At 51.7% G+C, this 12,984-nt stretch carries 11 protein-coding genes; 1 reads left to right on the forward strand and 10 read right to left on the reverse strand.

The genetic code is table 11. From position 1 onward, the window contains the following. Positions 1 to 12: 12 nt before the first annotated feature. The 7 genes from soxB to EST62_RS05135 form a co-directional block, all read right to left on the reverse strand. The gene (soxB, locus tag EST62_RS05105; protein WP_167599193.1) at positions 13 to 1,767 is read right to left on the reverse strand and encodes a thiosulfohydrolase SoxB; all 1,755 of its coding nucleotides are present in this window, start codon (positions 1,765 to 1,767) and stop codon (positions 13 to 15) included. 219 nt (positions 1,768 to 1,986) lie between these two features. Continuing rightward, positions 1,987 to 2,298 (reverse strand): hypothetical protein, encoded by a 312-nt coding sequence (locus tag EST62_RS05110; protein ID WP_129051030.1) that lies wholly within the window; start codon positions 2,296 to 2,298, stop codon positions 1,987 to 1,989. A 179-nt stretch (positions 2,299 to 2,477) separates the two neighbouring features. Beyond that, entirely contained in the window at positions 2,478 to 3,338 is an 861-nt protein-coding gene (soxA, locus tag EST62_RS05115; protein ID WP_167599194.1) for a sulfur oxidation c-type cytochrome SoxA, read from the reverse strand. Between the two features lie 26 nt (positions 3,339 to 3,364). After that, entirely contained in the window at positions 3,365 to 3,670 is a 306-nt protein-coding gene (gene soxZ, locus EST62_RS05120; protein WP_129051031.1) for a thiosulfate oxidation carrier complex protein SoxZ, read from the reverse strand. 36 nt (positions 3,671 to 3,706) lie between these two features. Then, on the reverse strand, positions 3,707 to 4,168 hold the full coding sequence (gene soxY / locus EST62_RS05125) for a thiosulfate oxidation carrier protein SoxY (RefSeq protein ID WP_129051032.1): 462 nt from the start codon (positions 4,166 to 4,168) through the stop codon (positions 3,707 to 3,709). Between the two features lie 72 nt (positions 4,169 to 4,240). Continuing rightward, positions 4,241 to 4,588, reverse strand: coding sequence for a sulfur oxidation c-type cytochrome SoxX (gene soxX, locus EST62_RS05130; RefSeq protein ID WP_129051033.1), 348 nt, complete (start codon positions 4,586 to 4,588; stop codon positions 4,241 to 4,243). Positions 4,589 to 4,645: 57 nt separating this feature from the next. Then, complete coding sequence (locus tag EST62_RS05135; RefSeq protein WP_129051034.1) at positions 4,646 to 5,941, reverse strand: NAD(P)/FAD-dependent oxidoreductase; 1,296 nt, start codon at positions 5,939 to 5,941, stop codon at positions 4,646 to 4,648. 484 nt (positions 5,942 to 6,425) lie between these two features. Between EST62_RS05135 and EST62_RS05140 the strand changes: the two genes are divergently transcribed. Then, positions 6,426 to 7,325 (forward strand): class I SAM-dependent methyltransferase, encoded by a 900-nt coding sequence (locus EST62_RS05140; RefSeq protein ID WP_129051035.1) that lies wholly within the window; start codon positions 6,426 to 6,428, stop codon positions 7,323 to 7,325. 2,065 nt (positions 7,326 to 9,390) lie between these two features. Here EST62_RS05140 and cas7c read toward each other — a convergent pair. The 3 genes from cas7c to cas5c are packed head-to-tail and all read right to left on the reverse strand — an operon-like array spanning position 9,391 to position 12,961. After that, on the reverse strand, positions 9,391 to 10,491 hold the full coding sequence (gene cas7c, locus EST62_RS05145; protein ID WP_129051036.1) for a type I-C CRISPR-associated protein Cas7/Csd2: 1,101 nt from the start codon (positions 10,489 to 10,491) through the stop codon (positions 9,391 to 9,393). A 14-nt stretch (positions 10,492 to 10,505) separates the two neighbouring features. Beyond that, entirely contained in the window at positions 10,506 to 12,233 is a 1,728-nt protein-coding gene (cas8c, locus tag EST62_RS05150) for a type I-C CRISPR-associated protein Cas8c/Csd1 (RefSeq protein WP_129051037.1), read from the reverse strand. After that, positions 12,230 to 12,961 (reverse strand): type I-C CRISPR-associated protein Cas5c, encoded by a 732-nt coding sequence (cas5c, locus tag EST62_RS05155; RefSeq protein WP_129051038.1) that lies wholly within the window; start codon positions 12,959 to 12,961, stop codon positions 12,230 to 12,232. Before cas5c ends, cas8c begins: the two co-directional genes overlap by 4 nt. Positions 12,962 to 12,984 lie beyond the last annotated feature (23 nt).

Below are 12,984 nucleotides of genomic sequence, written 5' to 3' on the forward strand. Positions count from 1 at the left end.
CCTCGTTTGAACTCATGACAGATCGATGCCGGGGTTGCTGCCTACGTTTTTCAGCTCCGGCGTATGGAGCTTCTTGATCTCCACCGTCTTCTTGTCTTTCAGATACGCGGCCACGGTATCCCACACCGGCTCGCCCGGCGATTTGGAGCCGACCGTCGCCCATCCGGCGACCCGGTACTGTTTCGATGCCTCGACAGGCTTGCCGTCTTCGAGCCGCATGTTGTCGATGCGCTTGCCCATCGTTGCCGTCGGGTCGATCCGGTAGCTCAAGCCGCCGGTGCGCACCATGTCGCCACCCTGCTGGTAAAAGGGGTCGAGGTTGAAGAGGTTGTCGGCCACGTCTTCGAGAATGTCCTTGATCTGCTGGCCGGTCATGTCGCGAGCATAGGTTTCGGGGTAAGTCATGCAAGTCTGGTCGAGCACGTGCTCCATCGTGATAGTCTGGCCCGGCAGGATGGTCGTGCCCCAGCGAAAACCGGGCGAGAGCGAAATCTGCGCGTCGTTGCGCTGGCGAAGCGCGTCGCAGATGATCTGGTCGAAGGGGCCGTCGAAGTTGCCCCTGCGATAGAGCAGCGATCCGGCGGTGGCAAGCGGCATCTGGAGTTTTTCAAGGTACGGCGCTCTGATCTTGTTGACCAGCGCCTGCATCCCCTGATGCTCCGGAAGTTCGTTGGCGAACACGGGGAGCAGCTTGTACCGGAACTCCTTGACGCCGCCGTCGCCGAGCTTGAGGTCAATGACGCCGAGGAATTTGCCGTTCGATCCGGCGTTGGTCACCAGCGTGCGCCCCTTGGCGTTCTTGACGACGAAGGGTTGCGCAACGCCGTCGTGCGTGTGGCCGCCGAAAATCACGTCGATGCCGCTGACCACACTGGCAAGCTTGACATCCACATCCATGCCGTTGTGCGAAATCAGCACCACCGCATCGGGCTTTTCCTTTGCGCGGATGTTATCGACCAGCGCCTGCATGTCGCTCGAATTGATGCCGAAAGTCCAGTCCGGAATGAATCTGCTCGGATTAGCGATCGGCGTGTAGGGGAACGCCTGTCCGACAACGGCGACGCGATGCTTGCCGAGCGTTTTCATCACGTAGGGGCGGAAGGTGTGACCGGTGTTCTCGTCATAGGCCTGCGCTCCCTCGAACATCGCGACCTCCTTGGTCTTGATATTCTGCGCCACGAAGTCGCCCTTGAATGCCGCCAGATTCTTGCGCACCTCCTCTTCGAGGTAGGTGAACTCCCAGTGGCCGGTCATCACATCCACGCCAAGCAGGTTGCAGGCTTCAACCATGTCCATCCCGCGGTTCCAGAACGCCGTGCCCGAACCCTGCCAGGTGTCACCGCCATCGAGCAGAAGGGTCTTGTCGGACCCGAAATCGCCGCGCATTCTGTCCACGAGCGTTTTCAGATGCGCAAACCCGCCAACCTTTCCGAACCGCTGCGCCGCCTCGGCGTAGTTGATCGCCGTGAAGGCATGGGCAAGCGGCGTGCCTGGCGTGATACCGTAATACTTCAAAAACGCCTCCGTCACCAGATGGGGGGGGCGTCCGAATGCCTGGCCGAGTCCGAGATTCATACTCGGTTCACGGTAGTAGATCGGCATCAACTGAGCATGGGTGTCGGTGATATGCAGAAGGCGAATGTCGCCGAAACGTCCGAAATCGTAGAGGTCGGATGAAGCTCCGGTTGCGGAGGCCAGGCCCGGCAGCAGGCCTGCGGCCCCGGCAAATCCGAGAATGCGGAGAAACTCACGTCGTGACAGGTTCATGAATAAATGGCGGTTAAAGTTGCCGTAAACACTTGGGACGCCGTTGGTCACTATAAGCGGCGAGTCGGGATCGAACACCTCGTTCCGAAAGCTTTCGGGACTCCGGTTTTTCTCCTCCCCCCTCCAGCTGTTGCCGGAATTTTCGCGACCGTACGTGAGAGGCGACCGTAAAAAATCAAAAGGATGGCGCCGACCTCAAACCGGCGCCGCGACGATTGGTCAGTTTTTGGGAATCATCATTTCCCAGTTCTTCTCCATGAACTGCGCCTGGGCGACGGCCTGGCGGCCCTGCAAGAGCGCCCCGGAAGCCAGCGCGTTTGACTCCTCGACCTGACCCTTTTCAAGAGCCGCTTTGGCATCCTTGATGAGCGACGCCGTATCGCGCCACTCGTAACCGAGCGCGTCGGCCTGTTTTCTTGCCGCCTCGGCCTGATCGATCAGCGCCGCGGAATCTCCCGCCGGATCGGCCAGCAGCATCGAACTGGCAGGCATGAGCGCCAGCAGGCTCAAAAGCGATAACACTTTTTTCATGTTTTCTCCTTGATTAATGAGCGTCAAAAAAAATCGTCATGATCCCGGCTGGCCGAAAAAACCGGATGGCGCGCGAAAACCGGAGCTGGTTCCGTCCCGAAAGCTGCCGGAGCGGAGAAGCTGCTTCGAGCACCCTCCAACCCCGACGCACCGGAATCATGCGTTATGGAGCGACGCTTTTATTTTCTTGATGCCGGGCCGTTGTACTGAAGACCGTTTGACATAATGGTCTGGAAAAATTCCAGATCGCGATACTCCTCGCTCTGCGCGGGGAACGGCTTGGCTCCGATGTTTTCGTTGCAGCCGGCGTAGCGCCTGTCGAGCGTGCCGATTTCGCCCCACTTGGAGCGGAACACCGGGAAGTGGGTCGTGTGACCCAGCGCCGGACTGATAATGTCGGCCCTCAACTGGCGTCCGGCATACTCCATGTGGCAGCCTGAGCAGGACATGTTGAGCATACCCCGCTTGGCATAGAAGAACTTTTTGCCGTTCATGTAGGCATCGTAGGCCGCCTTGCTGTTGACCTTCACATCCACCTTCTGGCCCCGACTGATGAAGGCGATGTAGGCCGAAACCTTGGCCAGATCGCCTTTCTTCCAGGCGTACGGCTTTTCGCCGTTGGCCACGCGGCACTCGTTGATCGCCATTTCGAGCGTCACCACCTCGCTGCGCTTTTCGTCGAAATAGGGATACTTGCCGCGCACGGCTCCTCCGTTCGGAAAGCAGCTCGCCAGCGATTTGCCGTTGGCGAAGGGCTTGTTGAAAAGCGTCTTGCCCGCTTCGACATCCAGCTCGTAGGGCGGAAACTCCTCCATCTCCTGCCACTGCTTGCGGGAATCCTCGTCGAGCGCATAGACGCCGTTTGCGTAATCGGACAGCTTCACCTCCGGAAACTCCTTGAGGAAGTACGCCTGAAACGTTTTGGTATCGGCATCGACCAGCTTCTGGTAATTGACGGCAAGGGCTGGCTTCGAGACCAGAACCGCCGACGCCATGAGCGCGGCAGGCAAAAAACGCCGCAGAACATTGCTTTTCATCATAAATAGGTTCTCCTGTGTTTGGGGATTTACATCGCCGTAATGGCTGCCTCGCCCGTCTCTGATCCTCCTTTGTTGTCAACCCAGGAGACCTTGAGTACATCACCCGCCTTGGCTCCGTCAAACTGGAACGACAGATACGGATCCTTTGAAACACCGGGACCAAGCTCTGCATGGAAAACAGTATCGTTGCCGCAGGTGGCCGTTACCTCGGTGATGAAATGGGCCGGAACGACCGATCCGTCCTTCTCTTTCCGGCGTCCCGTCTCCATGGAATGCGGGATCAGCATCTTGACCGAGGTGACGTTATTCTGAACTGTTGCTTTGATTTTCATGGTTTCACTCCAAAAATTGTTTAGATGGGTTGTCGATTAGCCGCCGCAGCCGCCGATGGTCACCTTGACTTCGCGGGTCACGCGGTACAGCTTGCCGCCAGCTTGCGCGATGACAACCAGATTGGCCGTCTTGGCCATCCTGATGCGAAGCGAAACATCGGGCTTCATGCGCGGCAAAACATCGAACGATGCCACCAGCGGACTGAAGTTGGCCGGAGTGAAAATGCTGATGCTGGTCACGCCAGGAATGGTGCTCGACACCGTCACCGGCACGAAGGCGCCGTTTTCGGCGATTTCAGGAGCTTTGATCTCGATAGCGGTTGAATCCTCGATCGGAAGGGATCCGTATTTGGCTGCGATAGCCGCGGCGAGGTCGTTGGCCGTGAACGCCTTGTCGCTCCATTTTGCCATCAGATTGCCAGGCATCATTGCCAGAACGGCAACAGACGCCGCCGAACCGGCAACCGTTTTACAAAAATTTCGGCGGGAAATACCCATGTGAGCCTCCTCTGAAAAAGAGAGTTAGTGGTTGAAACCCCGCGCTGGGGGTCTGGTTAAAACGTACTGCCATCAAAGCGTGTAGAGATAATCGACGATCTGGTCGATCTCCGGTTCGGTCAGAATGCCATTCTTGCCGAAGGGCGGCATCATGCTCTTGGGATTTTTGGCCGATGCGTCCCATATCTGCTGACGCAGCACGGCATGGTCGGGGAAACGCTCTTTCATCTGGATCAGCGGCGGGCCGAAATTGCCGGGAAACTCGCCGTCGGCAATCGTGTGGCAAGCAAGGCAATTGCCCTTGCCGCTGTCGAAGGCCAGCGCCTTACCCTTGTCAAGGTCAGCCTTGCTGGCTGCCTGTCCCAACGAAGGCAGCATGAGGAGCGCCGCCGCCGCGATAATGCCTGAAAAATGCTTCATATGCCTCTCTTTTTTTATTGACTGAAACAACTGCTGAGACCAATCAAACCCGGCCCGTCAGCGCCATATATCGTGCGTGATCGCGTGATACCACTGCTCCGACTGCACAGCCTCCTCGGCAAGCTGCTGCGAGGTGGCTTCCATCGAGGTCAAGCGCACCGCATCGGGCTTTTCGCTGATTCCCTGCTCATTGCGTGAATACGAACCGGCCACCGAAACCGCGTAACCTGGTGCGATCAGGCTGTAACAGAGGCTGGCCAGATCGGGAGTTTCGGGAGCCTTGCCGCCGAACGACCCGATCAGCCATGAGGCGAGCACCCGCGCCTGGGTATTGGCCGAAACGCCCGATTTGGGCATCGGCCCAACGATGGCCGCGTCGCCGATCACGTGGATGCCGGGATGGCGGAGCGACTCGAAGCTCACCTCATTGACCGGGCACCAGCCGCTCTCATCGACAAGCCCGGCATCGAAGGCGATGCGCCCGGCTTTCTGCGGCGGAATGACGTTGATTACCCCGCCTTTTTCATCGCCGAATTCGGTCGTCGCCGTCATCGCCGCCGGGTCGAGCCGTTCCACATGCCCGCCGAACGAACCGGAGCGCCACTCGATCATCCCCTTGTAAAGCCGGTCCCAGCCAAGCATGAACAGATCCTGCTTGGTGAAAACCTCCTTGTCGTCGAGAATGATGATTTTCGACTTCGGCTTGTGCTGTTTGAGATAGTTCGCAATGAGGCTGGCCCGCTCGTACGGGGCCGCCGGGCAGCGGAAGGGGTTTTTCGGAGCCGCGATAATCACCTTGTCGCCATCTTTCAAGGCCAGCAACTGCCTGCGGAGCAGCTCGGTCTGAGGCCCGGCTTCGTAGGCGTGAGGCATCGTGGATTCAGCCGCCTCCTTGCTGTAACCGGCAATGGCGTCCCAAATGAAATCCACGCCCGGAGAAACCACAAGCCGGTCGTAACCAAAAGAGCGACCGCCTTTGAGCTTCACGGTTTTCTTCACCGGATCGAGCGTCGTGGCGTAATCTTGCACCACCTCGACGCCGTGCAAGTTTCGCAAAGCATCGTAATTCTGGGCGATAAAACTCATCGGCCGCAAGCCGCCAATCACCGAATTGCTCATCGGGCAGGTGTGAAAAACCCGCTTCGGTTCGATGAGGGTAACGGCAAGCGACGGATCGGCGGTTTTCAGATATTTGGCAACAGTCGCCCCGCCGAAACCGCCGCCAATGACGACGACCCGCGCTCTGGAACCGGACGCCAAAACCGGCAAGCCTGACATCAGCAATGACGGAGCGGCGACAAACCCCGAAAGCAACAGCCTGTTGAACGACCTGCGAGAAATCGTCTTTCCCATAACTCGAATAGATATTATTTACCAGTGAACTCAGAAATCAGAAAAAAACCTTTGGCATCCGGAAGGCCCTGAAAATCTTGCGTCAAGACAAACCCGAAGCCGCAGCCATTAAAAAGCTATATGCTTATGCAGTTATATAATGAAATACGAATAAATATGCAAGGCCTTACTCTTTTTTAACAAAGAGATCGCGACATCGAAGAGAAGAAATTCTGAGAAAAACAAGAGGGGCTGCTGACGGCTATTGACTTTGGGCTTTGCAACCGGAATCAACACGCCATTGACGGAAAATACGATGAAAGCTTTGTCATCGAAAAAATTACCTGATGGTTCGCTATATTTTACAAGGGCCACAGCAAAAAATCACTCAAAGCCGCGGCCAATCCTGAACCCCGGTATCAATCACGCCCATCAAGGCCAAACTGAAGCGCCATTGCCATCTGCTCCTGACACTCGGCCGATACGGCTCGCCTCCAGAGCATCCATGATCGAGGCCGGAATCCGTTGCGCTCATTCAATGATGATGGATGAAGACGATATCTGGAGTCGGTACAGCAACGACAAAACCGACATCGGGGAGCATCTCGCGGGAGTCATCCGGACGCTTTCGGCGGCCCTGCCGCTGAAGCGGAAGCTTCGGGCGCTCTCGATAGGATCGAGCAGCGAGCCGCAGTTCCGGCTTCTCGAAACCGCTTTCAGGGGCGGTTTGTACCTGCTCGACATCGATCCGCAGGCGCTCGAAACGGTCAGTGAACGGGTGAAACGCCAGGCAATCCGACAGGTGCGCCTGATTACCGGCAACTACAACCAGCATCTCCGGCAGCCGGAAAGCGTGAAAACCTTTTTCCGGCAATCGCTCGACAGCCGCAAACTCGACCTCATCACGCTGCACCATTCGCTCTATTACTGCGAAATGAACGGCTGGCTGCCGCTTTTCAGCAACATCCACAAGCACCTGCTTGCGCACGCCGGGGCGATTCACGCCGTACTCATGTCTCCCGACAGCCACGAACCGATGACTACCTCATGGCTCTACAACCACTTCGCCGGCGGGTATTTCGGCATCACCAACGACCAGAGCCTGCCCGCACTGAAACGCCAGCTTGAACGCGATCCCGAATTCCGGAATACGCAGGTTATCCTGAAAAGCAGCAAGGTTCGCTTTTTCGTTGACGATTTTGAAAAGCTGATGAAGGTTGTCTGGATGATCCTGCTCTATCCAGACGTTCACGACTACACCGAGCCTCAGAAAGAAGAGATCGCAGCGTTTGTGTACGACAATTTCTATCTGAAAAAACAGCCCCTGTTCCAGAAACAGCATCACCTGATCCTCTACCGCGGCATTGACGTCCCCGCACTTGCCCGAAAGCCGTTGAGCGTCTGACACCCCATAACCGATCGAACACCGTCAAGGCCGCGCATCTTCACCGGCTTTTTCCATCAGATACGTATGAGTTTTTTACCGTTTTCGCAGCCACTCATCACTGCCGTTTCCGGCCACATCGACTAAAAATTCAAAGACAAGGCTTTTCAGCCCGCGTCGTCATCATATATAAATCGAGAAGCAAGAATATAAAATTCATGTACCATATCAGCCATAAACGGGGTGCTGTTGTGAAAGATCAAACATTACCAACCCGTTCGACAATACCATCAAACAGAAGATCGTCGCCAACAAAAAACACATATATCAACTACACGCCAATCAAAACAATACATAACAGCACTATAAATCGATGACTCGCAAAAAGACAAATTCTTGCTCAAATTCCAGGAAATCATAATACCACAGACGAAACAGAGCAAAAAGAAAAGAAGTAACTCATGGCAATAATAACAAGAAAAGTGAAAACTATCAATAAATCACCTCATTCATCCGCATAAACTGTTTCAGGTTTTTATATCGCACAACGCCTCAGAACCATTCACAGAAAACCTGAAAACAACCTCCCTCAATACTGCAAATCCTGCGCTATTCGCTGTATTTACGAAATCCTTTCATGGATCAGACCAATTGATTCAGTCGCTGTAAAGCTGACGCATACATGAATCAAAAGCAACAATAATGAGCATTATCAGGCGCAGCCGAAGGACGAACCCGCCTTCATATAAAAATCCACGCGCCCACATGGGGCGCGACCTTACCGGTATGTGTCGGTATTCATATTTGTGTTCGTTTCAACCCACGCGCCCAAAAAAGACACGACCCTGAGAAAATCACGAATAACGCCAATCAGCGATTGAATATAACTACAGTCAATTAATTACCTTTTAAACTATATGGAATGAAAAATCAAAAAAACGAGAAATTTCCTATCGATTATTAACGATCCAATATAGTGACGATTTCAGCAAAACAAAAATCTTTCAATCCACGCGCCCTTTCGGGGCGCGACAAGCAAGCCAAAATCAGCCCTTGTAACCTATCTGGTTTCAATCCACGCGCTTATCAAAAGCACGACTATTTTTAAAGCGCGGCCTCCATCACTTTTTGTTTTCGTAATTTCATTGAAAAAGCATCAACGAAATCATATTTCATATAAATCACAAAATTTTTCATCTATTAATCTTATTTATCACACACCTGATTCATGCCGATACATATTTACTGAACAATCCATTTTTTGTATGCTTCCATATCGTTATCGTTAAAAAATCTTCTTTTACATATAATCCTGACGGCATATTCGACACATAACAGCTATAACACCTATAACAGAGGCATTTCCAAAATACTATCATAACGAGCCTTGATGCCGAGTACATCGCAAGCACAAAACGGCAAAAGAGAGGCTCTATATTACGCGCTCTGCTGATATATCTTTGAACTGAATGATTGCAGAGTGGAAATGCCGCAATATTGTATGGAATTGTATATTCAAAACTGAAGGGGCCTGACTGGGGGAAAACAAAAAAAAGAGTACTCACGCTCTGCCTTGTCCGTTTTCGATCTTCTCCTGAGTGTTCACGCGAATCGATAGCGTTCTCAAAAGAGCCATTGACAACCACACGCCACGCAATCACACAGGGAAAATGTCGTTTGTCCATCTGGTGGTGAATCGGTTATAGGCATTCCGGTCAGCATCAGACCGACTCTTCGCCCATTCAGCATGCCGCAACTGCTCAACAGCTCCTGCCGGGGCAATGCGCCGGTATCGGTACATTGCTGTCGTCATGTCGCTGTGACCCCGGTCAACGACCAGCCTTCACCCATATAATAGTGACACTCGAAAGCAGAGACCTCGTGCGCGATCCGCCAATGCCCTTTGTCATTGCGCCGACGCAGCATATGCCGGAATCTTCAACAAGTGTCCGAGCTTCTCTTTTGTGGCCGCACCCATTGTAAAAGTCAGATCGCTTCGACTTTTCCGAACGAATACCGTATTGTCTCTTTTGGATAGTCTTCTTTTTCTACGGCATTTTTTACGCGCTTCGCCGTAAAACCGGCGCTATTCAAGCCGCTTGTGCAGCTTTACCCCATCGAGACCATTCTCGTCAACCTGAACGACGTAGTCTTCAAAAGAACGGACCGGGCCCTCTGAATCGGATTGTCTCATAATTTTTATTCGCTCGAATAACTTGTGCGCCGGAGCATTACCCAATGCCGAACCGTGCTCAAAAACGTAGAGTCCGCGGGTGGACATCAGGCCTCGCGCCGCTGAGCGGTCGTGCTCGAACATGTACAAAAGAGCTTCCCAGAAAAGGCTCAGATCATCCTCGGTAAAGCCTGTCTTGAAGGCCAAATGCGCCGAAATAAAGCCGTGAGCGCGGTACAGTGCGTAGGGAATAGTATATTTTCGACCCATCGTCCGGTTCTCGCCGCCCTGCTTTTCGGCCTCCGCTTCCGTCGCCACGGCCATTCGGGTGATGCTGTGCTCCAGCGTCACCACCGGATCGACGGAGCGGGCAAAAGTCAGTTGAACCGGACCGCGAACCTGGCCGCAGTTCGGGGCTGACTTGAGAGCCATCACGGCGCCGAACGTTCTGATATCATAGTAGTTCTGACACATTTTGTCCCGGCCTTTGGCGGTTTCGTCCGGCGTCGGCTTCCTTGGTTTTGAATCTTTCAGCGCCTGCTCGATAACGGTTATCACACCCTTTTCCACCAGCCCTTTGTTCTCTTTGAGCCACCCCTTGATCTCGTTTTTATCGGCATCCGCTTCGATGACAAGCTGCCCTTTTTCATCGTTCATCTCGAAGCGCACTCCCTCCGGCAATTCCACATCGCCCAGGTTTTCAAGCAGCGCTTTTTCTGATATATCTTTCCGGGAAGATTCGCCAATATTGATGCCAAGCTCGTTGAATGCCTGAAAATGAGCGCGGCCCAAAACCCCTTTTTCCTTGACATAGATATCATAAGGGCGCTCCCCTCCCTTGACGAGCGAAATGAAATTTCTGACCTTTCTTTTCAAGCACACATCGGTCACCATGCCAATACCTGTTTCGGCATCGATTCGAGGAAGGTTCCCGGCATCGGGATCACCATTCGGATTTCCATCCTTCACATCGAACAGCAGGACGAAGTCATATCGTTTATTGACAATTTTCATAATCCCCCCTCTCCTCATTGTATATTTAATGATGTATTCAAATCACTTTTTTGATGATAATACCCTATTGCAAAGCGCGCCTGTTCTTCCATTACCAAACCCGAAGGCATATCGGGTGAAATCCTGTTTATGATCTCGGTTAACAAATTTTCGTATTTACGCCTTAATCCTTTAATCTTGATTTTTTCAAGATGATAATTCTTCATTTTTAACAACTGCGGAAACACCGTCGCCGGAGTTGACGATGCCGTTGCGTAATAATGATCGCGTATAGTACTGTTAATTCCCGGAATTCCCTTCTCCTGTATTTTTTCAAGAACAGCAAACAACCTGCCAAGCAGGTAACTGTTACTCATATTGGTTTCATCAAGACTCACCGATATGATCTCCTTTTCTTTGGATGAATGAATTCTGCATGAACGATTCAGGTATGCTTTCAATATTCCGGCCTGCATTCTTCTCACATTACGCATCGCCCGAATGCGCCGAATCGCCTGATGAAGCATGGTTACCGGATACGCTTCCCCGGTGATGATAGCACGAAGAATATGAGAAGCCAAATTTGAAGAAACATTGTCAATCCTGTTTTCTACCGATATGGCCGACAGCAACCAATACACGGAATAATGTCCAGCATCATATCTCGAACGAGCTATATCAATATCTTCATAATGTTGCCATATAGCAATCGAAACTTCACGAACCGTGCTTTCGAGCCAGAACCTCACCGATATTCTTGCAGCATTCGGCCCCAGCCCCAGCACGTAAAACCGCTCAGCCTCCTCGTCCACGCCGACAGCACCAACACTGCCGCACAAAGAAGCCAAGGCGCGAACATCGACATCCGGATCATCCGGAGATGGAAAACAAAAAAATGAAGGAAACGCCTTTTCCAGCTCGCAGCTCTTCTCCGCCCAGAAAACCATGGTAAGATCACCGATCCTGACCCTGTTTCCGGAATTGCGGGCAAGCAATTTGTTCAGCGCTGTCGTATAGGCAAATTCGGCAGATTTACTTGTCGGGGCATTATATGCCTGCTCCTTCCCATAAGAGTCGTACCCTGAATTTTTCTGAAAAGAAACAATTTTTTTTGAATCCTTGTTAATTGGAGTATCGGTGTGTATTCGTGCTATTGGCCCATACGCTCCGGTCAGAATACATATCCCCCCGTCCTTTTCATCACAATCTCCGAAACCGGATGTTTCAATATATGATCGTACATTCGGGCGGCAAGGGATCAGAATCGGTTCGTCATCGAGCCTGAAACTCATATTGCAACCAGTGATTTTCATACATTCGCGCCAGTTGTCTGCGCTCATCACTTTTTTATATTCATCATTTTCATAGAAAAAAACCACCGCAGAAACTCCTTCGTCTTTTCTGAGCGATGCCAGTAATGATTTTATTTTATGAATAAATGTATGCAACTGCTTTTTCGCCATTTCAAGACTTTTTTCATCGTCGCCTTTCGGGCAACCCAAAACATAGCCATAATGATCCCACAATAAATTACTGGTCATCCATGCGCTCGAACCTGACCTGCCGATTGCCTTTGGAAGCAAATAGGTTTCTGGTCTTTTCGCTTTATCTTTTCGCGTATCCTCAAGAGCAATAAATTTTCCATTATGATCGATAACGATAACAAATGGCACCTCTTTCCATTCAAATCCAGAAGGCGCGATACCGCTTTCAGGATCGGCTGCCTTTTGATGATAATAGTTATATAAAGCCTGTAAAATCATTTCTTCACCTCTTCGCTTTCCCAATCTGGTACATCGATAATCCCCGAACTCATTTTTGCACGAAAAAATGCAGGCATAGGATTCTGCGGATTTTTGAAATCGAGATCATACAGCATGAATCCCAAATCTCGGGTTTCGTTGATCGGTTCCGGCTCATTTGAAAGATCTTCGACATATCTGAATGCACAACTAAACTCCCGGCATCCAAGATAGGGTTGATTAAAACACTGTCCTTTTCTGGCGCGACGTTCAAAAATAGCATAGTATTTTCCCGGATTTTCATCCTTTCTCAACAGCTCTTTTTCCCAGCTATCTTCCGATGGCGACGAAACCTTATCACAACCATTCGTTCTACCCGAAGGTGGTATGAATTCGAGTTCTGCATGCAACCGGTATGCAACATCACGAAGCAAAAGACTCGATCGTTGTTGACGGTGCTTCAGGCCGCCCTGATTGTCAATATCATCAATATAAATTCCTCCATTATCGCTCATGACAGCTCCCAACTCATTGCGGCGGACTGATATCCATTTGATGGGTCGCAATACGTCTATTTTACGAATCCTCCATTTTACGGCGGGCTTCCAGAAAATAGCCTCGAACACAGCACGTGCTGCAGACGGTGTAATCACATCGTAACTGACACGTTCAACCTTCATTTCAGGCCTCGTAAAACAGGCAAAATCTCCTTTTACTTCAAGACAAAAGGTTCTATTGAAATATTCCATAGTATTTGTTTCCTTAAGTGCTT

Origin of the sequence: Chlorobaculum sp. 24CR, assembly GCF_004118635.1 — a bacterium.
Classification (GTDB): Bacteria; Bacteroidota; Chlorobiia; order Chlorobiales; family Chlorobiaceae; genus Chlorobaculum.

Coding starts and splice junctions, on each gene's coding strand:
- soxB (WP_167599193.1), bottom strand. CDS start 1,767: ATGAACCTGTCACGACGTGAGTTTCTCCGCATTCTCGGATTTGCCGGG.
- EST62_RS05110 (WP_129051030.1), bottom strand. CDS start 2,298: ATGAAAAAAGTGTTATCGCTTTTGAGCCTGCTGGCGCTCATGCCTGCC.
- soxA (WP_167599194.1), bottom strand. CDS start 3,338: ATGATGAAAAGCAATGTTCTGCGGCGTTTTTTGCCTGCCGCGCTCATG.
- soxZ (WP_129051031.1), bottom strand. CDS start 3,670: ATGAAAATCAAAGCAACAGTTCAGAATAACGTCACCTCGGTCAAGATG.
- soxY (WP_129051032.1), bottom strand. CDS start 4,168: ATGGGTATTTCCCGCCGAAATTTTTGTAAAACGGTTGCCGGTTCGGCG.
- soxX (WP_129051033.1), bottom strand. CDS start 4,588: ATGAAGCATTTTTCAGGCATTATCGCGGCGGCGGCGCTCCTCATGCTG.
- EST62_RS05135 (WP_129051034.1), bottom strand. CDS start 5,941: ATGGGAAAGACGATTTCTCGCAGGTCGTTCAACAGGCTGTTGCTTTCG.
- EST62_RS05140 (WP_129051035.1), top strand. CDS start 6,426: ATGATCGAGGCCGGAATCCGTTGCGCTCATTCAATGATGATGGATGAA.
- cas7c (WP_129051036.1), bottom strand. CDS start 10,491: ATGAAAATTGTCAATAAACGATATGACTTCGTCCTGCTGTTCGATGTG.
- cas8c (WP_129051037.1), bottom strand. CDS start 12,233: ATGATTTTACAGGCTTTATATAACTATTATCATCAAAAGGCAGCCGAT.
- cas5c (WP_129051038.1), bottom strand. CDS start 12,961: ATGGAATATTTCAATAGAACCTTTTGTCTTGAAGTAAAAGGAGATTTT.